Source organism: Buttiauxella sp. JUb87 (genome assembly GCF_004361975.1).
Lineage (GTDB): Bacteria > Pseudomonadota > Gammaproteobacteria > Enterobacterales > Enterobacteriaceae > Buttiauxella > Buttiauxella ferragutiae.
Genome location: NZ_SNVY01000002.1, coordinates 816,288 through 837,895 on the forward strand (window position 1 = coordinate 816,288; position 21,608 = coordinate 837,895).

Sequence of the window (21,608 nt, forward strand, 5' to 3'; positions counted from 1 at the left end):
AATCCTATTGCACTGCAAATTGTTGGCGAATTTTACGCATCAACAAGAATATCCATGGCCACAGTACACCATTGACCACGCTGCTCCAGAAAATTTCTGGGCGGAAAGAGACATTGATAACTAAAAATTCAGACCAGAAAACAATGACATCTGTCATCAATGACAACAGCATAACCACCAAAGCCTGTTGCCAAAGCGCGAGATTGCGGAATAGCTGGTACTTTAACGCCACCAGATAAGCAACGATGCTCAGAGATAATGCGCGCACGCCAAGGGTAGAGCCGCTGATTAAATCCAGTATGGCACCCACCACAAAACCTGTGCCTACATTTACGCGGTGTGGCAGAGCCAGAATCCAGTACAGCAGGATCAGTAATACCCAGTCAGGACGATAGATTTTTAAATCGTCAGGCCATGGCATGACTTGTAACAACAAGGCGACGAGGAAAGAAAGCCAGATGACCCAACGGCCCTGGCTACGGTAACTACCCACTACTGCCCTCCCAGGCTTGCTGGTGCAGCAGGGGCAGGAGTCGTAATACCCGTTGCCGGAGGAGGAACCGGAGCTGGTGGCCCGACAGAATCAGCCGCTGGTAAAACCTGCGGCATCATTTGCATCAAGCGCTCATTCGCCACGCGATGAACTTCATCAGGCGGCATCGGGGTTTTCCCTTCGCGATCCGCGCCCCACAACAGCAGCAAATAACGCAGACGTTGTAAGCCAGCAGTCGGACGAGCCTGAATAACCGTGTATGCGCGCTGAGTATCAAGCTTCACTGAAGAAACGACGCCCACAGGATAGCCTTCCGGGAAGCGGCCACCCAAACCAGATGTCACCAATACATCGCCTACGCGAATATCAGTATTAGCCGGTAAATGTTCCAGTTGCAGATCGTCAGTACAGCCGTTACCCGCCGCGATAATGCGGATGTCATTACGCAGTACCTGAATAGGCAGCGCATGGGTAGCATCACAAATCAGTAAAACACGGCTAGTGAGTTTCGCCACCGCGACAACCTGACCTACGACACCTTTATCACTGATGACGGGTTGACCTTCATAGACGCCGTTCACGCTGCCTTTATCAATAACCACCTGGTCACTGTAAGGATCGTTAACGGTAGAGATAACCTGAGTCACCATTTTTTGCTCGTCCTGACGCAACGGTGAGCCAAGCAGTTCGCGCAGGCGTGCGTTTTCCTGACGATATTGACCCATCATCAGTAATTCGCTGTTTTTCAGGATCAATTCCTGACGCAGTGCACGATTTTCGAGTTCTAGCTGGTCGCGTGATGCCAGTGTTTGCGAGACGCTGTCGAGCAATTCACGGGGACCATTTGAGACAAAATAGAAAGGGCTGACGGCAGTATCCATATACGTTCGAATCTGACTGAACGTACCCAGGCGACTATCGGCAATCATTACACCAATCGCCACCAGCACCGCCAAAATCAGGCGAAACTGTAACGAAGGGCCACGGCTAAAAATTGGCTTCATAGGCTATGCGTATTCCAGGGCCAGCAAGAAAGGGCAGTCTTGATGACTGCCCCTTACGTGCGGCTGATTACTCTTCGCTGAACAAGTCGCCGCCGTGCATGTCGATCATCTCCAGTGCCTTGCCACCGCCACGGGCTACGCAAGTCAATGGATCTTCTGCAACTACTACCGGAATGCCTGTTTCTTCCATCAGCAGACGGTCAAGGTTACGCAGCAATGCGCCACCACCAGTCAGAACCATACCGCGCTCAGAGATATCGGACGCCAGCTCTGGTGGGCACTGCTCCAGTGCAACCATCACCGCACTCACGATCCCCGTCAATGGCTCTTGCAGGGCTTCGAGGATTTCATTGGAATTCAGGGTAAAGCCGCGTGGAACACCCTCAGCCAGGTTACGGCCACGCACTTCGATTTCAAGCACTTCATCGCCTGGGTAAGCAGAACCGATTTCGTGTTTGATACGTTCAGCAGTGGCTTCACCAATCAGTGAACCGTAGTTACGACGCACATAATTAATGATGGCTTCGTCGAAGCGGTCACCACCGATACGTACGGAAGAGGAGTAAACCACGCCGTTCAGAGAAATAACGGCAACTTCAGTTGTACCACCACCGATATCCACAACCATTGAACCGGTTGCTTCAGAAACTGGCAGGCCAGCACCGATAGCCGCAGCCATTGGTTCTTCAATTAAGAAGACTTCACGAGCACCTGCACCTTGCGCAGATTCACGAATCGCGCGACGTTCAACTTGAGTTGCGCCAACTGGCACACAAACCAGTACGCGTGGGCTTGGGCGCATAAAGCTGTTGCTATGCACTTGTTTGATGAAGTGTTGCAGCATTTTTTCGGTCACGAAGAAATCGGCAATAACGCCATCTTTCATCGGACGGATAGCTGCGATGTTGCCGGGGGTACGACCCAGCATCTGTTTAGCATCATGGCCGACAGCCGCAACACTTTTAGGTGAACCGGCACGATCCTGGCGAATAGCCACGACAGATGGCTCATTCAGTACGATGCCTTGTCCTTTCACATAAATCAGGGTATTCGCGGTACCCAGGTCAATGGACAGGTCATTGGAAAACATGCCACGAAATTTTTTCAACATACTAAGGGATAATCCTGAAAGCTGGGGCGGAAACAAAATCCGCTTACTTTACCAACCACTCATTGCAGCGACAAGGCGCAAAAATGTTCTGCAATGGTGAAAAATTGTGCAGTTTACTACGACTAATACACTTTCGACACGTTTATCCTCGAACTGCCGAGGAAACAAACAAACGCTGTAGGTTAAACGAACAGTGCAAGGAAGCAAACCGGGTTCATTTCATGCTTCAACAATCTGGTCAGCAGGCGTATTAGCCCCCTTGAGATGCAGCGCGCGTTATTCTACGTGAAATATTCATAAACGGCAGGTTAAACCGAGTATCTTTGCGAATATTTTTTCACGTTGCTGTCTAGTGGTTGAGATGCCGCAAAAAAATCACCTTGAGCACCCGCCACGCCTTTCTCCACCAGTGTCTGCCATTCACTTCGCGTTCTGACTCCGACCGCAAAAACTTGCGTCTGAGTCCCATTACAGGCCTCAACCAGGCTCTGTACAAACAACTGATTTTCAGTTCGTTTCTCAATGTTTCGCACGAGCCCCGGATGCAGCTTTATCAACTCCACATCCAACTCCTTAATATAAGAAGCGCTCACTACGGTCAAACCCGCCTGGGAGACAGCAATACGAGTACCCAAAGCTTTAATCAAGCGAATCACAGGCTGCAAACGGCTGATGTGTTGACAGACATCTGCCTCTGCAAGTTCAAAAAGAATACGTCGTCGAAGCGATTTTTCTGACTGCATCAACGCATCACGCAACCAACGCTGGAACGGAGCGCGAATCAGTGATTCTACAGACACCTGAATAGCCAGTGTTTCTTCGGGCCAGAAACCGGCTAAAGGTAACAATCGGGCGATGGTTTGCCGGTCATATTGTTCCGCTAAACCAAACTGCTTCACCATCGGCAAATATTCTGCCGCCAGCACTTCTTGTTCGCCGTCAAAAATCCGACACATGATTTCACGATGATGTACGTAGCCATTACGCATTACCGCCGGTTTTTGATAGAAGCGTGGGCCACCGCGCTGTAACACTTGCTCAATGAGCGTACGCCATTTCACATTGCCGCGCCCTTTTTCCGGCAAACTATCGTCATAGACCGACCAACTGTTCGCCCCTTGCAACGAAGCATTACGCGTCGCGACTTCCGCGTTCTCCATCACCTGCTCTTTGGTTTGCCCGCTACGCCATGCACAAATACCGATATGCATCATGTCATTGCGGTCGAGCATTCGGGTTGGCGGCAAGGTATCAACGGCTTTCAGCAACTGGCTGGCAATACTATCGGCTTCTTTTAATGTGCGATGAGGTAACAAAACGGCAAAATCGCTGCGGAAATAACGTGCCAGTAATGCGCCGGGATAACGCATCACAAATGTCGACAACAGATTGATGAGGGTAAATAAGTACTCCTCTACCGCCGCGCGCCCCCATGTTTCATGCAGGGTGTCAAAATCGGGCAGACGGATGATCATCACTACACCATGCGCGCCCACTTGCTCTTGTTCATCCAGCAACGTCGCCAGTTGATTATCAAAAAACAGACGATTATTCAGGCCTGTTTTCGCATCCTGCGCCGCAAAAGCACGAATCAAGGTGTCCATTCTGCTGCGTTGATCGTTCGCGTTTTGCAGATCGGAAAGCAACAAGTCCAAAGCGCTACTGGCTTTCGGAGGCCATTCCAGTACCGATCCGCGCACCTCAACGCCTCTTTCACCGTTCAGAATCCGTCGCGCCCGGTTCTCCAGTAACTCTTGCCCGGCGAGCTGCTTTTTCATCCAGCGGATAGCAAAAAACAGCACGATAAGCATGAAGCCAACCGTGATAGAAAGTGGAACGGTAGTGAAAAGTGAGTTGTAGTAATTCGCGACAGGATCCCGATAGGTGAGAGAGAGGAACATCCCCGGATGCTTCATTAACTCAACAGTCACGGTACGAAAACTGTAGCTATTGCCCAGTAAACGGTAGGATTGGCTCAACTGATGTTGGTAAACCGTGTTGCCGCCTATTTTGAATTTCACCTCGGTGATATCAATGGGCACCATCACTTCGTTGAGGCGATTGATCAGTTCTTCTGGAGAGCTTGAAACCAAATCGTTATCAATGATTGTGGCAACCGCCACCACACGCTGATGAACTTTAAAATGCATCGCATTAAAGAAGCTTAATGAACAACCCACGAGCGTCACAAAAATAGCGAGGCCAGTCAGCAACGTCATAAAAGCAGAAAGTTTCGTCGTTAATCGCATCCTTGAGTTAACTCCGTTTGGTGAAGATAAGACCAGCCTGACTTGATGCGGCATTACATAGTAAAAGAGCAATTCAGGCAAACACGGTGAACAGATTCTTATCCTTTGTTGCAAAGGATACGTAAATACACCGAAATTCAAGTATAGCCTTCATCGGCAGGTATCCCATTAACGCAACCGCAACGAAACCTATCCCTTCTTTAAGTTTCAATTTTTTGTGACATATTCGCAGGGTTCAGCGTTCTCCGTCATGCTTAGCCTATAAAGCCATGCCGGAGAACAAGATGAAAAAAGTAACCCGCTTTACGGAAGCAGATGTCACACCCGAATCGGTTTTTATGCTGAAACGCCGCCAGGTGCTGAAAGCGCTGGGCATCAGTGCCGCGGCTCTCTCGCTTCCTCAAACTGCCCATGCTGATATTCTCTCCTGGTTTAAAGGGAACGACAGGCCACCCGCGCCATCGGGAAAACCCCTGCAATTTAGCCAGCCTGAACAATGGCAGGCAAAACTCGCCATGACCCCAGAAGACAAAGTGACGGGTTACAACAATTTCTACGAATTTGGCCTTGATAAGGCCGACCCAGCAGCCAATGCCGGAAGCTTAAAGACCGATCCGTGGAAAATCACAATTAGCGGTGAGGTGGCAAAACCACAAACACTTGACCTTGACGATCTTTATAAGAAATTCCCACTGGAACAGCGTATTTATCGGATGCGTTGTGTCGAAGCCTGGTCGATGGTGGTGCCGTGGATAGGTTTCCCACTCAGTAAACTGCTCGCGCTAGTCGAGCCCACCAGCAAAGCAAAATATGTCGCCTTCGAAACGCTTTACGACCCGGAACAAATGCCCGGGCAGAAGGACCGTTTTATCGGTGGCGGGTTGAAATATCCCTACGTCGAAGGATTGCGTCTTGATGAAGCAATGCACCCTCTGACTCTACTTACGGTCGGCGTTTACGGGAAAGCGTTGCCACCGCAAAACGGTGCACCGATACGACTCACCGTGCCATGGAAATACGGCTTTAAAGGAATAAAGTCGATTGTCAGTATCAAACTGGTTAGCGAGTTACCGCCTACCACCTGGAATATGGCAGCACCTAATGAATACGGATTTTATGCCAACGTAAACCCAAATGTTGACCACCCACGCTGGTCGCAAGCCAGTGAGCGATTTATCGGATCAGGTGGGGTACTGGATGTAAAACGCCAGCCGACGCTGCTGTTTAATGGTTATGCCGACCAGGTCGGATCGCTATACCGCGGCTTGAATCTGAAGGAGAATTTCTAAAGTGCGATTAACCGCAAAACAGATAACCTGTCTTAAAGTCGTACTGCATCTCGCGGCCTTCTTACCTTTTGTCTGGTTGTTTTATGCTGCAAACCAGGGGCTTTTAAGTGCCGACCCGGCAAAGGATATCCAGCATTTTACCGGCAGAATGGCGCTTAAACTGTTGCTGGCAACGCTGCTAGTCACACCGTTGGCGCGATACGGGAAGCAGCCGCTGCTGATTCGAACCCGTCGGTTGTTAGGATTATGGTGTTTTGCGTGGGCCACACTTCATTTAGTCAGCTACGCCATGTTGGAATTGGGCATCAACAATCTGGCGCTACTTGGCCGGGAACTGGTCACGCGCCCGTATTTAACTTTAGGAATAATCAGCTGGTTGGTACTGCTATCATTGGCAGCAACATCTACGCAGTCGTTACAACGAAAATTGGGGCCACGCTGGCAAAAGCTGCATAACTTCGTCTATCTGGTCGCTATCCTTGCCCCGATTCATTATCTGTGGTCAGTAAAGGTTATCTCACCGCAACCATTGCTGTATGCTCTGGGCGCAATCATCCTTCTGGCCTTACGCTACAAGAAATTCCGTCAGTGGCGGCGTTAACGAAAGATATGTGTTGTTCCCCGCAGAAAAGTGATCAACCCGGCCCCGTTTAGGGATATGAGTTGATCATCTTCCCTGATAAGACCAGTATTTAGCTGCCAATTGCTACGAAATCGTTATAATGTGCGACTTTGGTTTTTCTGACAGGCCATTTTCTGGCTCTGAAGGTGACAACCGAGCAACTTAGGTATATTTTGTAAAATACCTACAAATTGCAGGAGATGGCAGCACGATGTCGGCTAATTTTCACATTTTGCTTTTGAACGGCCCGAATCTTAACATGCTGGGAACACGTGAGCCTGAGAAGTACGGCACGCTGACTTTAGCCCAAATTGTTAACTCGCTCGAAGAAGAAGCAAAAACGCTAAATGTCTCGTTCAGCCACCTGCAATCCAACGCGGAATATGAATTGATCGACCGAATTCATCAGGCTAAAGACACTGTCGATTTTATTCTGATTAATCCGGCCGCGTTTACTCATACGAGCGTTGCACTGCGTGATGCCTTATTAGCGGTAGATATTCCGTTTATTGAGATCCATCTGAGCAATGTGCATGCGCGCGAACCGTTCCGCCATCATTCATATCTTTCTGATAAAGCGGTTGGTGTCATCTGCGGATTAGGCGCTGACGGCTATTCATATGCACTACAGACGGCGGTAAAACGCTTGTCAAAATCCATCTAAACAAGAGTACGGAACCCACTCATGGATATTCGTAAGATTAAAAAACTGATCGAGCTGGTTGAAGAATCAGGCATTTCTGAACTGGAAATTTCTGAGGGCGAAGAATCTGTACGCATCAGTCGTGCACCGGCAAACACCGGTTACCCAATGATGCAACAGGCTTATGCTGCTCCAATGTACCAGCCACAGCCGCAACCTGGCCTGTCTAACGTTGTTGCACCTGCCGCTCCGGCAGAAGCACCAGCGGCTGCTGAAATCAGTGGTCACATCGTGCGTTCCCCAATGGTCGGTACTTTCTACCGCACCCCAAGCCCGGATGCTAAGTCATTTGTTGAAGTTGGCCAGAAGGTTAACGTTGGCGACACTCTGTGTATCGTTGAAGCAATGAAAATGATGAACCAGATCGAAGCTGACAAAGCCGGTGTGGTGAAAGCCATCCTGGTTGAGAATGGCCAACCGGTTGAATTTGACGAGCCGCTGGTCGTCATCGAGTAACGAGGCGATTATGCTGGATAAAATTGTCATCGCTAACCGTGGCGAGATTGCTCTGCGTATTCTTCGTGCCTGTAAAGAACTGGGTATCAAGACTGTCGCTGTGCACTCCACTGCGGATCGCGATTTAAAACACGTATTACTGGCGGATGAAACTGTTTGTATCGGTCCCGCTCCGTCGGTAAAAAGCTATCTGAATATCCCGGCAATCATCTCTGCAGCAGAAATTACTGGTGCAGTTGCGATTCACCCGGGTTATGGCTTCTTGTCTGAAAACGCCAACTTTGCCGAGCAAGTTGAACGTTCAGGCTTCATCTTCATTGGCCCGCGTGCTGAAACTATTCGTCTGATGGGCGATAAAGTGTCTGCAATCAACGCAATGAAGAAAGCTGGCGTACCTTGCGTACCAGGCTCTGACGGCCCTCTTGACGGCGATATGGATAAAAACCGTGCTCATGCTAAACGCATTGGCTACCCGGTTATTATCAAAGCGTCTGGCGGTGGCGGCGGTCGTGGTATGCGTGTCGTACGTAGCGATGCCGATCTGGAACAATCCATTAATATGACCCGTGCGGAAGCGAAAGCTGCTTTCAACAACGACATGGTCTATATGGAAAAATACCTGGAAAACCCACGCCATATCGAGATTCAGGTATTGGCTGACGGCCAGGGCAAAGCGGTTTACCTGGCAGAACGCGACTGCTCTATGCAGCGTCGTCACCAGAAAGTGGTTGAAGAAGCGCCAGCACCGGGCATCACGCCGGAACTGCGTAAATTCATCGGCGAACGCTGCGCTAAAGCCTGTGTTGATATCAACTATCGCGGTGCAGGTACTTTCGAGTTCCTGTTCGAAAACGGTGAGTTCTACTTCATTGAAATGAACACCCGTATTCAGGTTGAGCACCCGGTAACAGAAATGATCACCGGCGTTGACCTGATTAAAGAACAGCTGCGCATTGCTGCAGGCCAGCCACTGTCTATCAAGCAAGAAGACGTTCATGTTAAAGGCCATGCGGTAGAATGCCGTATCAACGCCGAAGACCCGAATACCTTCCTGCCAAGCCCAGGCAAAATCACTCGCTTCCATGCGCCAGGTGGTTTTGGTGTGCGTTGGGAATCACACATTTACGCCGGTTACACCGTACCGCCGTATTATGATTCCATGATTGGCAAACTGATCTGCTTCGGTGAAACGCGTGAAGTCGCGATTTCTCGCATGAAAAATGCTTTGGCTGAACTGATCATCGATGGCATCAAAACCAACGTTGATTTGCAGACTCGCATCATGAACGATGAAAACTTCCAGCACGGTGGAACTAACATCCACTATCTGGAGAAAAAACTGGGTCTTCAGGACTAAGTTTTCTCAAGAAGTAACATCGTGATAAGGCCGGTTCTCCGGCCTTTTTCTTTTTTGATCCCCATCTTCTCGCTATGCGTTACAATCGCCGCTTTCCGCCAACTCAAGGGACAATAATGGACGCGCGTTTTGTTCAGGCCCATAAAGAAGCCCGCTGGGCGCTTTGGCTAACCCTTCTCTATCTTGCCGCATGGTTAGTGGCTGCTTACTTACCTGGTAATGAAATCGGCCCAACTGGCCTACCGCACTGGTTTGAAATGGCGTGCCTGCTGGTACCTTTGCTGTTCATTTTACTGTGCTGGGCAATGGTGAAGTTTATCTTCCGTGATATTCCTCTGGAGGATGATCATGCAGCTTGAAGTCGTATTACCGCTGGTAGCCTATCTATTAGTGGTTTTTGGCATTTCCATGTACGCCATGAAACGCCGCACCACAGGTAATTTCCTCAACGAATATTTCCTGGGTAGCCGCTCGATGGGCGGGTTTGTATTAGCGATGACGCTAACCGCCACTTATATCAGTGCCAGTTCATTTATTGGCGGGCCTGGAGCTGCTTATAAATATGGGCTGGGCTGGGTTTTGCTGGCAATGATTCAATTACCGGCGGTATGGTTATCTCTGGGTATTCTGGGTAAAAAGTTTGCCATTCTGGCACGTCGCTATAACGCCGTTACCCTGAATGACATGTTGTTCGCCCGTTATCAAAGCCGTCTGCTGGTTTGGCTGGCGAGTCTTAGCCTGTTAGTGGCTTTTGTTGGCGCGATGACCGTGCAGTTCATCGGTGGTGCACGCTTACTGGAGACGGCAGCCGGTATTCCTTACGAAACGGGATTGCTGATTTTTGGTATCAGCATTGCGCTGTATACCGCGTTTGGTGGCTTCCGTGCCAGCGTTCTCAACGACGCAATGCAAGGCATGGTGATGCTGGTTGGCACGATTTTGCTGTTGGTGGGCATCGTTCACGCAGCCGGTGGTTTGCACAACGCAGTAGATACGCTGCAGCATATCGACCCTAAACTCGTTTCACCGCAGGGTGCCGATGACATCCTTTCCCCGACGTTCATGACCTCATTCTGGGTGCTGGTCTGCTTCGGCGTGATTGGTTTGCCGCACACGGCGGTACGCTGCATCTCTTATAAAGACAGCAAAGCCGTGCACCGTGGCATTATCCTCGGCACAATTGTGGTCGCGATTTTGATGTTTGGTATGCATCTGGCGGGCGCGTTAGGCCGTGCAGTGATACCGGATTTGAAAGTCCCTGATTTGGTTATCCCAACGTTGATGGTCACGGTGTTGCCACCAATAGCGGCGGGAATATTTCTTGCGGCACCCATGGCGGCAATTATGTCGACAATTAACGCCCAATTGCTGCAATCATCCGCTACGATCGTCAAAGATCTTTATCTGAATATGCGACCGGATCAGATCACTAACGAAAGGCGTCTGAAAAGAATGTCATCGGTGATCACGTTGATTCTGGGTGCGTTGCTGCTACTCGCGGCATGGCGCCCACCAGAAATGATCATCTGGCTGAATTTGCTGGCGTTTGGTGGGCTTGAAGCGGTATTCCTGTGGCCTTTAGTGCTCGGCCTTTATTGGGAGCGAGCCAATGCTGCGGGCGCGCTAAGTGCAATGATTGTCGGTGGCGGGTTGTATGCGGTGCTGGCGAGTTTCAAAATCCAGTTATTTGGCTTCCACCCCATTGTGCCATCCTTATTACTAAGTTTGCTGGCGTTCCTGGTAGGCAACCGTTTCGGTCAGCCGCTGCCTGCACCAGCACTCGTTCCAACTACTGATAAATAAAGAGTTTCGCTATGCCATGGATTCAACTGAAAATTAATACTACCGGCGCAACCGCTGAAGAACTCGGCGATGCACTGATCGAAAGCGGTGCTGTATCCGTGACCTTTCAGGATACCCATGACACACCGGTATTCGAGCCATTACCTGGCGAAACCCGTTTATGGGGCGATACCGATGTAATCGGTTTGTACGACGCTGAAACGGACATGGAAGAAGTCGTCGCGATTCTCGAAAACTGCCCACTGCTGAGCGTGGGTTTCCGTCACAAAATCGAGCAACTCGAAGATAAAGACTGGGAACGTGAATGGATGGATAACTTCCACCCGATGCGTTTTGGCCAGCGCCTGTGGATTTGCCCGAGCTGGCGTGATGTGCCAGACGTGAATGCGGTAAACGTGATGCTCGACCCAGGTCTTGCGTTCGGAACTGGCACTCACCCAACTACGTCTTTGTGCCTTGAGTGGCTTGATGGACTGGATCTGGCAGGCAAAACCGTTATCGATTTCGGCTGTGGTTCCGGCATTCTTGCGATTGCGGCGCTGAAACTGGGTGCTGCTAAAGCGATTGGTATTGATATCGACCCACAAGCCATTCAGGCCAGCCGTGATAACGCAGAACGCAACGGTGTTTCTGAACGCCTGGAGCTGTATCTGCCACAAGACCAGCCAGAAGCCATGAGCGCCGATGTCGTGGTCGCAAACATCCTTGCAGGGCCTTTACGTGAGTTAGCTCCTTTAATCAGCGTGCTGCCTGTTCAGGGCGGTTTCCTTGGGCTTTCTGGCGTGCTGGCAAGCCAGGCCGAAAGTGTTTGCGAAGCGTATCAGGACAAATTCACCCTTGATCCTGTCGCCGAAAAAGAAGAATGGTGCCGCATTACTGGTATCAAACGCTAAGTCCCCTTTCCCCCTTAAAGTGGCCAACTGGCCACTTTAAGTAAAAGTTAATACCTGATTTTATTGCCCCGCCATTTTTGCCCACTCTTTCCTGAAAACCGAGTTTTACAATGCGCCGCTTCAAACATGTCAGTTAAACGACGCTATTTAATAAAATTTATCAGGGAATGAATCAATGAAAACCACTTTACGCACGCTGGCAATTCTCACTATGGGAATGCTGCCCGCTTTAGCAATGGCCTCTCACTGGAGTTACGAAGGTGAAGGCTCGCCAGAACATTGGGCCGAAGTCAGCCCAGAAAACCAAACTTGTAAAGTGGGGATGAATCAGTCGCCAATTGACATAAAAAACACGCTAAAAGCGCATATCAACCCGCTAAAATCTAGTTATGTAGACTCCCCTATCAACATCATAAATAACGGCCATACTATCCAGGCGGGTTTCGCAGCCAGTGTGAAAGATGTGGTGACAATTGATGGCGTTCCTTTCCAGCTTCAGCAACTCCATTTCCATGCGCCAAGCGAAAACACTCTCAATGGCAAACATTTCGCCATGGAAATGCACCTGGTGCATAAAAATGCTGAGGGAGAGATTGCCGTCGTCGCAGTGATGTTTGAAACCGGGACTGCCAACAGTGAACTCGCTAAACTCTGGCAGACGATGCCAGCCAAAGCCGATGAAAAAGCAGAATTAAAACAAAAAATCGATGTGAACAAATTACTACCAGAGGATCTGTCCCATTATCGTTTCAGCGGTTCGCTAACCACTCCACCCTGCTCTGAAGGTGTACGCTGGTTAGTGATGAAGCATCCTGTGACACTCTCGGTGCAGCAATTGAAACAATTCACCACAGCAATGCATCATGGAAATAACCGCCCAACACAACCCTTGCATGGCCGTGAAATTGTTGAGTAAACCACTTATTGCGGGGGAGTAAACTCCCGCTTTCTCGTTTATTGCCCCAAGGTCTGAATAGACGAATCCCGGCACCAAAATGAGACATTCCTCGCAGAAAAATGCCAAAACTGCTGAACAAAGCAGCAGTTTATCTGGCGCTTTGCGCCTAAAATAATGTTAATTGCTTTCCAATTTCACTAAAAATGAAAAGAGCACAAAACAACCACCCCAAGCTAACACAATGAAATTAATCATTAATTTATTTATGCTATCGCACAGGATGCGGATTCATTGATCTACGACAGCTGATTGTTCAAAGTTTGGCCTTTCATCTCAGGTCAAAAATGCGTAATATACGCCGCCTTGCAGGCAAGTATGGTCATTTCTTAACTCATGCGCATTGGACAACACCAGCTCAGAAATCGACTGATTGCAGCACCTATGGCTGGCATCACTGACAGACCATTCAGGACGCTGTGTTACGAGATGGGGGCCGGACTGACTGTTTCCGAGATGATGTCCTCTAACCCTGAAGTTTGGGCGAGTGATAAATCACGTTTACGGATGGTGCACGTGAATGAACCAGGTATTCGCACCGTGCAAATTGCCGGTAGTGACCCTGATGAGATGGCAGAGGCCGCACGTATTAACGTGGCTAATGGCGCCCAGATTATTGATATCAATATGGGATGCCCGGCAAAGAAAGTGAATCGTAAGCTCGCGGGTTCAGCACTTCTGCAATACCCAAGTCTGGTGAAATCTATCCTGACAACGGTAATTAACGCAGTGGACGTGCCTGTAACGTTGAAGATTCGCACTGGCTGGGATACGGCGCACCGTAACTGTGAAGAGATTGCCCAACTGGCTGAAGACTGTGGCATTCAAGCTTTGACGATTCATGGACGCACACGCGCCTGTTTATTTCAGGGCGACGCTGAATACGACAGCATTCGGGCAGTTAAGCAGAAAGTTTCCATTCCGGTAATCGCGAATGGTGACATTACTGACCCGCTTAAAGCCAGAGCTGTGCTCGACTACACAGGGGCTGATGCTCTTATGATAGGACGCGCGGCTCAGGGAAGACCCTGGATCTTTCGGGAAATCCAGTATTATCTGGACACTGGAGAGCTGCTTCCTCCCCTGCCTCTGGCAGAGGTGAAGCGCTTACTTTGTGGGCATATTGGGGAACTACATGACTTTTATGGTCATGCTAAGGGATACCGAATTGCTCGCAAACACGTTTCCTGGTACCTACAGGAACACGCTCCAAATGACCAGTTTCGGCGCACATTCAACGCCATTGAAGATGCAAGCGAACAGCTTGAGGCGTTGGAGGCATACTTCGAAAATCTTGCGTAATTAGAAATAAAGAGCTGACAGAACTATGTTCGAACAACGCGTAAATTCTGACGTACTAACCGTTTCCACCGTTAACTCACAGGATCAGGTTACCCAAAAACCTCTTCGTGACTCCGTGAAACAAGCACTGAAGAACTATTTTGCTCAACTGAATGGTCAAGATGTTAGTGATCTGTATGAGCTGGTATTGGCTGAAGTAGAGCAGCCATTGTTGGACATGGTGATGCAATACACCCGTGGCAACCAAACCCGCGCTGCCCTGATGATGGGCATCAACCGTGGCACGCTGCGTAAAAAATTGAAAAAATACGGCATGAACTGATATTAATCAGTTAAGTTGTTGTTTAAAAAGGCGCTACTCGGCATGGGGAAGCGCCTTTTTTAATCTCTGAGAGTATCAAAATAAGCCTGGTTCTTCCGGGAAGTGGAGTAGATAAAGGAACTATGGGTTGCTGGTGGTCATGGAAGAAAGTTATTTATCAGGGAAATAGCGTTCCATGCTAAGAAATCCGGGGAATTATGACATCAATTACATTTATATGCTTAAATCTTAATTATGAAAAATGGTATTCAACAATCCTTTAGACGAAATGACATTATTGTTGATTTAAAACTCACAAAACAAATGAATACAAAACATAATATTCACCACGTGAATCAAGTTATTAATTGAAACAACTTACTTCATTTTTCAATGAGTAAATTCATTTCCTTCCAGTAACTTTTGCATTAGCCTTAACTCCTTCTTATATACATATCTTAATTGTTCTCCGAAAGGACGGGCATCATGCGAATCGAAAAAAACCAGACAAGGAAATGATTCTGGTAACGATTCTTGCAGGATAGACTCCAGTTCTTCGTCAGTGAATATTGAGGGGTTCAGAGGGCAGCTGTTAATACGCAGATAATCTTGTATAAACCATTTTTCAAACTTGGACTTATCGGTCAGGAGTTTCATTAAACCTTCTTTTAATTTGCGCGTTGAAGGCCATTATTAGGCCGTCTTCTGGACCCATACACAATAGAAGTTTTTAGAAGTCGCGCTTTAAAAAACTTTATAACACATAGTAAATATATGATTTTATAGGAAGTTAAATTGTGAGCAATAAATTCGACTACAACCTAATCAAAACGCTGGTGATGATTTTTGAAACAAAAAGTATGACTAAATCAGCTCAGGCCCTTGGGATATCGTCGCCGACACTAACATACTCATTAAATAAACTACGTGATTATTATCATGACATCCTTTTTATCAAATCAGCCAAAGGGCTAAAAGCAACTCCAATTGCTAGCCAGCTCTATCCATCCTTTAAGAAAATTGACGAAGAAATATCACATTCAATTATGATTAGTGGTAGTAAACAAACAGAAGTATCTAACATATTCATTCGAACCAATACTATGATTGAATATTATTTAATGAATAAATTGCTAAAAAACAATAAAATATCCGATCAGGTATCATTCACATTTAATAACCGTATCATGCTCGAAGATCAGCGGATTACCGCTTTGGTTTTAAGAGAAGTGGATATTGATATTGGTTCTGCAATTAAATATAACCACTCTTTCATTTCTACAAGGATTGCCCAATCTAAAATTATTGGTTTGTGTCGTATGGGGCATCCGAGAATTAAAGATAACTTAAGCCTTGAACAATGGATGAGCGAAGAACATGCCGTCCTAAGTTCAGCTGAAACCAATGCGTACCTACCCGAAAAACTGTATGCAAACTCTCACCAGAGGATTATCCGTTATCGATCAAACTCCCTACTCAACATGCTGCATTGTATTGAAAAGAGTGACTTTGTCATGTTCTTCCCTGAATTTTTACTAAAACACATTCCTGAGTACTTTAATCTTCATTGTGTCACTATCCCATGGATGGAGAAAGACACACTGGATATCTACGCCTACATTCACAGTAAGGCTAAAAATGATGAACGACTTAATCGAATCATAGAATTGTTGAAGAACTGATAAATAATCATAACATATTGATCAGTTAATATTTTTTCCAAAACATGATAGTTCCTTACCCGACATAACTGATTGTCGCGACATAAGATTTTTATTGTCTGAAAATTATCATCCTTCATTTTCTCTCCATATTTACCTGCCTGAGTTCGTTTTTCTCCACTTTGTTTACACTGCACATGAATTGCAATTATTCCCCGCTCTTCACCAGACTTAGCGTAGTGATAAAGTTGCCTCATTCACCCCAACAGGTTTTTAGATAACTCTGTAGCCCTGGTGCACAAGTCGTCCCTGGACGGGGTTTGGGTTAACGAGGTTCCATATGAAAAAGCTCATTGCCGCTGCGTTGCTTTCTACACTTCTGGCGGGTTGTGCGACTAACTCGCCTTGCGTACCGGTCTATGACGACCAGGGGCGTTTAGTGCATACCAATACCTGTATGAAAGGTACGACTCAGGATAACTGGGAAACCGCAGGCGCAATCGCCGGTGGTGCCGCTGCGATTGCAGGTTTAACGCTGGGTATCGTTGCGTTAACTAAATAAGTATTCCGTTCGAATCAGCAACAGCGCGCCTGACCAGGGCGCACTTTTTTATTGGGAAAATCCGTCTGCATCGTTTAAGTGCAAGCAAAAATAGGCCCTTCCTTTTTTAGTCATCAGCTCTGCTTTTTTAGCGTGAAACAAATCACTCAGTTTCGTACTTTTTTGTTTTGTTGCATCAACAGCCGTGATGCCTCTCACACCCCTGCATTAATAGCACCCCAGCTAATATTAACGTCAGAAACTACTTCTTTTCATATGATCAAAAACTGAAACTTTTTGTGCTGAAATGTGGCGTAGGTTTCATTTTTGCACCGTTTCAGGGCGCTGTGTGCGATTTTTCCTGTCTACACTCAGCTAACTGCGACGCGTGGTACACGCATACCGCGACTCGCAATCTTGGCACTCCCTTTGCTTTAACCAGACTGGCAGATGCCACAGACAGGAAAAACGACGCCACGCTAGCGTCAATACTTATAACGATAATTTCGCCACACAGGATGCATTATGAAAAAGACAATACTCTCCACTCTGGTCGCAGCCGGTGCATTATTCGCAATCGTCGGCCAGGCTCACGCTGGGACCACGTTTGAAGCGGTAAAAAAGAAAGGTTTTGTGCAATGTGGGATTAGCGATGGTCTGCCAGGTTTTTCCTATGCTGATGCCAATGGTAAGTTTACCGGCATTGATGTAGACGTTTGTCGCGGCGTTGCGGCTGCGGTATTTGGTGATGCATCGAAAGTGAAATACACCCCACTGACGGCGAAAGAGCGTTTTACCGCGCTGCAATCTGGTGAAGTGGACATTCTGTCACGTAATACCACCTGGACTTCCTCACGCGATGCCGGGATGGGCATGATGTTTACTGGCGTGACTTATTACGATGGCATCGGCTTCCTGACGCACAACAAAGCAGATCTGAAGAGCGCTAAAGAGCTGGATGGTGCGACTGTATGTATTCAGGCTGGTACTGATACTGAATTGAACGTGGCCGATTACTTCAAAGCAAACAATATGAAGTACACCCCAGTGACGTTCGACCGCTCCGATGAATCAGCGAAGGCGCTGGAATCAGGCCGCTGCGATACTCTGGCTTCCGACCAGTCACAACTCTATGCGCTTCGTATCAAACTCAGCACTCCAGGCGAATGGGTAGTTCTTCCTGAAGTGATTTCAAAAGAACCTTTAGGCCCAGTAGTCCGCCGTGGTGATGAAGACTGGTTCTCCATTGTACGCTGGACTTTGTTCGCCATGCTGAACGCCGAAGAAATGGGTATTGATTCTAAAAACGTTGACCAGATGGCCGCTAATCCAACAACACCAGATATGGCACACCTGTTAGGTAAAGAAGGTGACTTTGGTAAAGACCTGAAACTCGACAATAAATGGGCGTACAACATCGTCAAACAAGTGGGTAACTACGCTGAAATTTTCGAGCATAACGTAGGCTCTGAAAGCCCCCTGAAGATCAAACGTGGACAGAACAACCTGTGGAACAAAGGCGGTATTCAGTACGCACCACCGGTTCGCTAAGCGAGACGTCAGAAATGGGCACTACTGTTGTAGTGCCCAAAGTTTGAGTTTATGTAACTGAGGTTCGCTTATGCCCCATCGCCGCCCACTCGTAAAAGGGGATATCTCCTTTTCAAATCCTGCGGTTCGTGCGTGGCTGTATCAGATTATTGCGGTCGTCATCGTCGCTGGCATCGCCATTTACCTGATACACAACACCGTCACCAACCTTAGCAATCGTGGCATTACCTCCGGTTTTGCATTTTTGGATCGCAGCGCAGGCTTCGGTATCGTTCAGCATCTCATTGATTATGAACAGGGTGATACTTATGGCCGGGTATTTGTGGTCGGCCTGCTAAATACCCTGTTGGTTTCTGCGTTATGCATCGTATTCGCTTCTTTTATCGGCTTCTTTCTCGGTTTAGCCCGGCTTTCCGATAACTGGCTTCTACGCAAACTTTCTACTTTTTATATCGAGACATTCCGCAATATCCCTCCTTTATTGCAGATTTTCTTTTGGTATTTTGCGGTACTGCGCAACTTACCTGGCCCCCGTCAGGCGGTTAATGCCTTTGATCTTCTCTTTCTGAGCAACCGTGGGCTTTATATTCCTTCTCCGCAAATTGGTGAAGGAGCACTGGCCTTTATTGCTGCTATTGCGGCTGCATTGGTCCTTTCTGCAGGACTGTATCGATATAACAAAATGCACCAGATAAAAACTGGGCAATTGCGCCGTACATGGCCTTTCGCTTTGGGTTTATTGATATTGCTGCCGATTGTTGCTCAATGGATTTTCGGCGCAGCACTGCACTGGGATGTCCCAGCTTTGCGCGGTTTTAACTTCCGTGGCGGCATGGTACTTATTCCTGAGCTTGCGGCATTAACTCTCGCTTTGTCGGTTTATACCTCCGCTTTTATTGCCGAAATTATTCGTGCCGGAATCCAGTCTGTCCCTTATGGTCAGCACGAAGCGGCGCGCTCATTAGGGATACCCAACCCGGTCACATTGCGCCAGGTCATCATTCCTCAAGCCATGCGCGTGATCATTCCACCGCTCACCAGTCAGTACCTCAATATCGTGAAAAACTCCTCTCTGGCGGCCGCTATTGGCTATCCGGATATGGTTTCGTTGTTCGCAGGAACAGTACTCAACCAGACCGGTCAAGCCATTGAAACCATTGCCATAACGATGTCGGTTTACCTAATTATTAGCCTGACTATTTCGTTACTAATGAATATCTATAACCGGCGAATTGCCCTGGTTGAGCGCTAAGGAATTACGATGACAAAAGCATTAGTGTCACATCACGCGCGCCCAAAGGCTGTTCGCTCAGGTGCCGTACAGTGGGCTCGTAAGAATCTTTTTTCCAGCTGGTCTAATAGCTTACTGACTATTTTCTGCTTGTGGATGATGTGGGAACTGATTCCGCCATTGTTGAATTGGACGATTTTCCAGGCTAATTGGATTGGTGATAGCCGTGCTGACTGCACAAAAGAGGGGGCTTGCTGGGTGTTTATCCACGCACGTTTCGGGCAGTTTATGTATGGGCTCTACCCGCATGATCAACGCTGGCGAATTAACCTTGCTCTGCTCATTGGCCTGGCTTCTATCATCCCAATGTTCTGGAATGCGATGCCTCGCCGTGGCCGTTACATCGCCGCATGGGCAGTCATCTATCCTCTGGTTGTTTGGGGTTTGCTATACGGCGGCTTTTTAGGTCTGGATCGTGTCGAAACTCGCCAGTGGGGAGGGTTAACTTTAACGCTTATCATCGCGTCAGTGGGGATTGCCGGTGCGTTACCGTTGGGGATCTTACTGGCCTTAGGCCGCCGTTCGACAATGCCCGTGGTTAGAATTTTGTCGGTGGTCTTTATCGAGTTCTGGCGTGGCGTACCGTTAATCACCGTCTTGTTTATGTCATCCGTCATGCTGCCACTGTTTCTTTCTGAAGGGACAAGCATCGACAAACTTATCCGTGCATTGGTTGGCGTGATCCTTTTCCAGTCCGCTTATGTCGCAGAAGTTGTACGTGGCGGTTTGCAGGCGCTACCAAAAGGGCAGTACGAAGCCGCAGAGTCTCTGGCACTGGGATACTGGAAAACCCAGGGATTAGTGATCCTGCCGCAGGCATTAAAGATGGTCATTCCAGGCCTGGTTAACACCATCATTGCACTATTTAAAGACACCAGTCTGGTGATCATTATTGGTTTGTTTGATCTGTTTAGCAGCGTACAGCAAGCCACTGTTGATCCTGCATGGCTGGGGATGTCGACCGAAGGCTACGTCTTCGCAGCCCTCATCTACTGGATTTTCTGTTTCAGCATGTCGCGTTACAGCCAGCATCTTGAAAAACGTTTTAACACCGGACGAACACCGCACTGAGGATGAATAAATGAGTCAAATTACTATGCAACCCGCTGATGCGATGATCATGCTGGAGAATGTGAATAAATGGTACGGACAGTTTCACGTACTGAAAGATATCAATTTGAAGGTACAACAAGGCGAGCGCATCGTACTGTGCGGGCCTTCAGGTTCAGGTAAATCCACAACGATACGCTGCATTAACCATCTGGAAGAGCATCAACAAGGACGTATTGTCGTTGATGGCACCGAGCTCAACGATGATTTGCGTAATATTGAGAAAGTCAGGACTGAAGTCGGGATGGTTTTCCAACACTTTAACCTTTTCCCACACCTTACAGTGTTGCAAAACTGCACACTTGCGCCGATTTGGGTGCGTAAAATGCCCAAGAAAGAAGCTGAAGCACTCGGCATGCATTATCTGGAAAAGGTACGAATTGCTGAACATGCGCATAAATTCCCGGGGCAAATCTCCGGTGGGCAACAGCAACGCGTAGCGATTGCTCGATCACTCTGTATGAAACCGAAAATTATGCTATTTGATGAGCCTACTTCTGCACTGGACCCAGAGATGGTTAAAGAGGTGTTGGATACCATGATTGGCCTGGCAGAATCAGGCATGACAATGTTGTGTGTAACGCATGAAATGGGTTTTGCACGGACGGTTGCTGATAGAGTGATCTTCATGGACCGGGGGGAAATTGTTGAACAGGCTCCTCCAAATGAGTTCTTTGCCCATCCAAAATCAGAACGCACGCGAGCATTTTTGTCTCAGGTCATTCATTGATATTTATAGATAAAGGTCACTTTCGTGGCTTTTATCTTTTTTACAACGATCCAAAACAAAAAGGCCATCCTTGCGGATGGCCTTTTTGTTTATTTGGAGCCTGGCAGTTCCCTACTCTCGCATGGGGAGACCCCACACTACCATCGGCGCTACGGCGTTTCACTTCTGAGTTCGGCATGGGGTCAG

22 protein-coding genes and 1 rRNA gene are annotated in these 21,608 nt (G+C 48.0%); 17 read left to right on the forward strand and 6 right to left on the reverse strand.

What is annotated here, in order from left to right; translation table 11 throughout:
* Positions 1-4: 4 nt before the first annotated feature.
* The 4 genes from mreD to csrD all read right to left on the reverse strand — a co-directional run bounded on the left by mreD (position 5) and on the right by csrD (position 4,857).
* Positions 5-493, reverse strand: coding sequence for a rod shape-determining protein MreD (gene mreD, locus EC843_RS11970; protein ID WP_034459838.1), 489 nt, complete (start codon positions 491-493; stop codon positions 5-7).
* The gene (gene mreC / locus EC843_RS11975; RefSeq protein WP_064543039.1) at positions 493-1,497 is read right to left on the reverse strand and encodes a rod shape-determining protein MreC; all 1,005 of its coding nucleotides are present in this window, start codon (positions 1,495-1,497) and stop codon (positions 493-495) included. The genes mreD and mreC overlap by 1 nt, the downstream gene beginning before the upstream one ends.
* Before the next feature lie 67 nt (positions 1,498-1,564).
* Positions 1,565-2,608: a rod shape-determining protein MreB gene (gene mreB / locus EC843_RS11980; protein ID WP_034498906.1), complete on the reverse strand. Its 1,044-nt coding sequence runs from the start codon at positions 2,606-2,608 to the stop codon at positions 1,565-1,567.
* A 308-nt stretch (positions 2,609-2,916) separates the two neighbouring features.
* Positions 2,917-4,857: an RNase E specificity factor CsrD gene (gene csrD, locus EC843_RS11985; protein WP_133522287.1), complete on the reverse strand. Its 1,941-nt coding sequence runs from the start codon at positions 4,855-4,857 to the stop codon at positions 2,917-2,919.
* A gap of 284 nt (positions 4,858-5,141) precedes the next feature.
* On the opposite strand from csrD, the gene msrP reads away from it, so the two are divergent.
* From msrP to fis, 11 genes are all read left to right on the forward strand, one after another.
* Entirely contained in the window at positions 5,142-6,146 is a 1,005-nt protein-coding gene (gene msrP / locus EC843_RS11990) for a protein-methionine-sulfoxide reductase catalytic subunit MsrP (RefSeq protein WP_064543035.1), read from the forward strand.
* Between the two features lies 1 nt (position 6,147).
* Entirely contained in the window at positions 6,148-6,747 is a 600-nt protein-coding gene (msrQ, locus tag EC843_RS11995; RefSeq protein ID WP_064543033.1) for a protein-methionine-sulfoxide reductase heme-binding subunit MsrQ, read from the forward strand.
* Between the two features lie 232 nt (positions 6,748-6,979).
* Positions 6,980-7,432 (forward strand): type II 3-dehydroquinate dehydratase, encoded by a 453-nt coding sequence (gene aroQ / locus EC843_RS12000; protein ID WP_034459855.1) that lies wholly within the window; start codon positions 6,980-6,982, stop codon positions 7,430-7,432.
* Positions 7,433-7,453: 21 nt separating this feature from the next.
* The gene (gene accB, locus EC843_RS12005) at positions 7,454-7,927 is read left to right on the forward strand and encodes an acetyl-CoA carboxylase biotin carboxyl carrier protein (protein ID WP_064543031.1); all 474 of its coding nucleotides are present in this window, start codon (positions 7,454-7,456) and stop codon (positions 7,925-7,927) included.
* Between the two features lie 10 nt (positions 7,928-7,937).
* Complete coding sequence (accC, locus tag EC843_RS12010; RefSeq protein WP_064543029.1) at positions 7,938-9,284, forward strand: acetyl-CoA carboxylase biotin carboxylase subunit; 1,347 nt, start codon at positions 7,938-7,940, stop codon at positions 9,282-9,284.
* Between the two features lie 116 nt (positions 9,285-9,400).
* A complete protein-coding gene (locus EC843_RS12015; RefSeq protein WP_064543027.1) occupies positions 9,401-9,643 on the forward strand; it encodes a YhdT family protein in 243 nt (80 codons plus the stop codon).
* Entirely contained in the window at positions 9,633-11,087 is a 1,455-nt protein-coding gene (gene panF, locus EC843_RS12020) for a sodium/pantothenate symporter (RefSeq protein WP_064543024.1), read from the forward strand. Before EC843_RS12015 ends, panF begins: the two co-directional genes overlap by 11 nt.
* An 11-nt stretch (positions 11,088-11,098) precedes the next feature.
* The gene (gene prmA / locus EC843_RS12025; RefSeq protein WP_133522288.1) at positions 11,099-11,980 is read left to right on the forward strand and encodes a 50S ribosomal protein L11 methyltransferase; all 882 of its coding nucleotides are present in this window, start codon (positions 11,099-11,101) and stop codon (positions 11,978-11,980) included.
* A 175-nt stretch (positions 11,981-12,155) separates the two neighbouring features.
* Positions 12,156-12,896 carry a carbonic anhydrase family protein gene (locus EC843_RS12030; RefSeq protein WP_064543020.1) on the forward strand — a complete coding sequence of 247 codons (741 nt, stop codon included), beginning with the start codon at positions 12,156-12,158 and terminating at the stop codon, positions 12,894-12,896.
* Positions 12,897-13,271: 375 nt separating this feature from the next.
* Complete coding sequence (gene dusB, locus EC843_RS12035) at positions 13,272-14,237, forward strand: tRNA dihydrouridine synthase DusB (RefSeq protein WP_034459869.1); 966 nt, start codon at positions 13,272-13,274, stop codon at positions 14,235-14,237.
* Positions 14,238-14,262: 25 nt separating this feature from the next.
* Entirely contained in the window at positions 14,263-14,559 is a 297-nt protein-coding gene (gene fis / locus EC843_RS12040; RefSeq protein WP_003855228.1) for a DNA-binding transcriptional regulator Fis, read from the forward strand.
* Between the two features lie 369 nt (positions 14,560-14,928).
* Here the strand turns inward: fis and EC843_RS12045 are convergent, their stop codons facing one another.
* Positions 14,929-15,195: a hypothetical protein gene (locus EC843_RS12045; protein WP_064543018.1), complete on the reverse strand. Its 267-nt coding sequence runs from the start codon at positions 15,193-15,195 to the stop codon at positions 14,929-14,931.
* A gap of 140 nt (positions 15,196-15,335) precedes the next feature.
* On the opposite strand from EC843_RS12045, the gene EC843_RS12050 reads away from it, so the two are divergent.
* From EC843_RS12050 to EC843_RS12075, 6 genes are all read left to right on the forward strand, one after another.
* The gene (locus EC843_RS12050) at positions 15,336-16,220 is read left to right on the forward strand and encodes a LysR substrate-binding domain-containing protein (protein WP_133522289.1); all 885 of its coding nucleotides are present in this window, start codon (positions 15,336-15,338) and stop codon (positions 16,218-16,220) included.
* Positions 16,221-16,539: 319 nt separating this feature from the next.
* Positions 16,540-16,761, forward strand: a complete 222-nt coding sequence (locus EC843_RS12055; protein WP_034459881.1) for a hypothetical protein — start codon at positions 16,540-16,542, stop codon at positions 16,759-16,761.
* Between the two features lie 504 nt (positions 16,762-17,265).
* Positions 17,266-18,291, forward strand: a complete 1,026-nt coding sequence (locus EC843_RS12060) for an amino acid ABC transporter substrate-binding protein (protein WP_064543014.1) — start codon at positions 17,266-17,268, stop codon at positions 18,289-18,291.
* A 70-nt stretch (positions 18,292-18,361) separates the two neighbouring features.
* Positions 18,362-19,543 (forward strand): amino acid ABC transporter permease, encoded by a 1,182-nt coding sequence (locus tag EC843_RS12065; protein ID WP_133522290.1) that lies wholly within the window; start codon positions 18,362-18,364, stop codon positions 19,541-19,543.
* Positions 19,544-19,552: 9 nt separating this feature from the next.
* Positions 19,553-20,653 (forward strand): amino acid ABC transporter permease, encoded by a 1,101-nt coding sequence (locus tag EC843_RS12070; protein WP_064543009.1) that lies wholly within the window; start codon positions 19,553-19,555, stop codon positions 20,651-20,653.
* A 10-nt stretch (positions 20,654-20,663) separates the two neighbouring features.
* Entirely contained in the window at positions 20,664-21,422 is a 759-nt protein-coding gene (locus EC843_RS12075) for an amino acid ABC transporter ATP-binding protein (protein WP_064514184.1), read from the forward strand.
* A 98-nt stretch (positions 21,423-21,520) separates the two neighbouring features.
* On the opposite strand, the gene rrf is transcribed toward EC843_RS12075, so the two are convergent.
* Positions 21,521-21,608: ribosomal RNA gene (rrf, locus tag EC843_RS12080) — 5S ribosomal RNA — on the reverse strand; the annotation flags it as partial.

What these genes read in the sequence shown, in the direction of transcription:
- mreC (WP_064543039.1), bottom strand. Translation starts at nt 1,497, where the DNA reads ATGAAGCCAATTTTTAGCCGTGGCCCTTCGTTACAGTTTCGCCTGATT.
- mreB (WP_034498906.1), bottom strand. Translation starts at nt 2,608, where the DNA reads ATGTTGAAAAAATTTCGTGGCATGTTTTCCAATGACCTGTCCATTGAC.
- csrD (WP_133522287.1), bottom strand. Translation starts at nt 4,857, where the DNA reads ATGCGATTAACGACGAAACTTTCTGCTTTTATGACGTTGCTGACTGGC.
- msrP (WP_064543035.1), top strand. Translation starts at nt 5,142, where the DNA reads ATGAAAAAAGTAACCCGCTTTACGGAAGCAGATGTCACACCCGAATCG.
- aroQ (WP_034459855.1), top strand. Translation starts at nt 6,980, where the DNA reads ATGTCGGCTAATTTTCACATTTTGCTTTTGAACGGCCCGAATCTTAAC.
- accB (WP_064543031.1), top strand. Translation starts at nt 7,454, where the DNA reads ATGGATATTCGTAAGATTAAAAAACTGATCGAGCTGGTTGAAGAATCA.
- accC (WP_064543029.1), top strand. Translation starts at nt 7,938, where the DNA reads ATGCTGGATAAAATTGTCATCGCTAACCGTGGCGAGATTGCTCTGCGT.
- EC843_RS12015 (WP_064543027.1), top strand. Translation starts at nt 9,401, where the DNA reads ATGGACGCGCGTTTTGTTCAGGCCCATAAAGAAGCCCGCTGGGCGCTT.
- panF (WP_064543024.1), top strand. Translation starts at nt 9,633, where the DNA reads ATGCAGCTTGAAGTCGTATTACCGCTGGTAGCCTATCTATTAGTGGTT.
- prmA (WP_133522288.1), top strand. Translation starts at nt 11,099, where the DNA reads ATGCCATGGATTCAACTGAAAATTAATACTACCGGCGCAACCGCTGAA.
- EC843_RS12030 (WP_064543020.1), top strand. Translation starts at nt 12,156, where the DNA reads ATGAAAACCACTTTACGCACGCTGGCAATTCTCACTATGGGAATGCTG.
- dusB (WP_034459869.1), top strand. Translation starts at nt 13,272, where the DNA reads ATGCGCATTGGACAACACCAGCTCAGAAATCGACTGATTGCAGCACCT.
- fis (WP_003855228.1), top strand. Translation starts at nt 14,263, where the DNA reads ATGTTCGAACAACGCGTAAATTCTGACGTACTAACCGTTTCCACCGTT.
- EC843_RS12045 (WP_064543018.1), bottom strand. Translation starts at nt 15,195, where the DNA reads ATGAAACTCCTGACCGATAAGTCCAAGTTTGAAAAATGGTTTATACAA.
- EC843_RS12055 (WP_034459881.1), top strand. Translation starts at nt 16,540, where the DNA reads ATGAAAAAGCTCATTGCCGCTGCGTTGCTTTCTACACTTCTGGCGGGT.
- EC843_RS12060 (WP_064543014.1), top strand. Translation starts at nt 17,266, where the DNA reads ATGAAAAAGACAATACTCTCCACTCTGGTCGCAGCCGGTGCATTATTC.
- EC843_RS12065 (WP_133522290.1), top strand. Translation starts at nt 18,362, where the DNA reads ATGCCCCATCGCCGCCCACTCGTAAAAGGGGATATCTCCTTTTCAAAT.
- EC843_RS12070 (WP_064543009.1), top strand. Translation starts at nt 19,553, where the DNA reads ATGACAAAAGCATTAGTGTCACATCACGCGCGCCCAAAGGCTGTTCGC.
- EC843_RS12075 (WP_064514184.1), top strand. Translation starts at nt 20,664, where the DNA reads ATGAGTCAAATTACTATGCAACCCGCTGATGCGATGATCATGCTGGAG.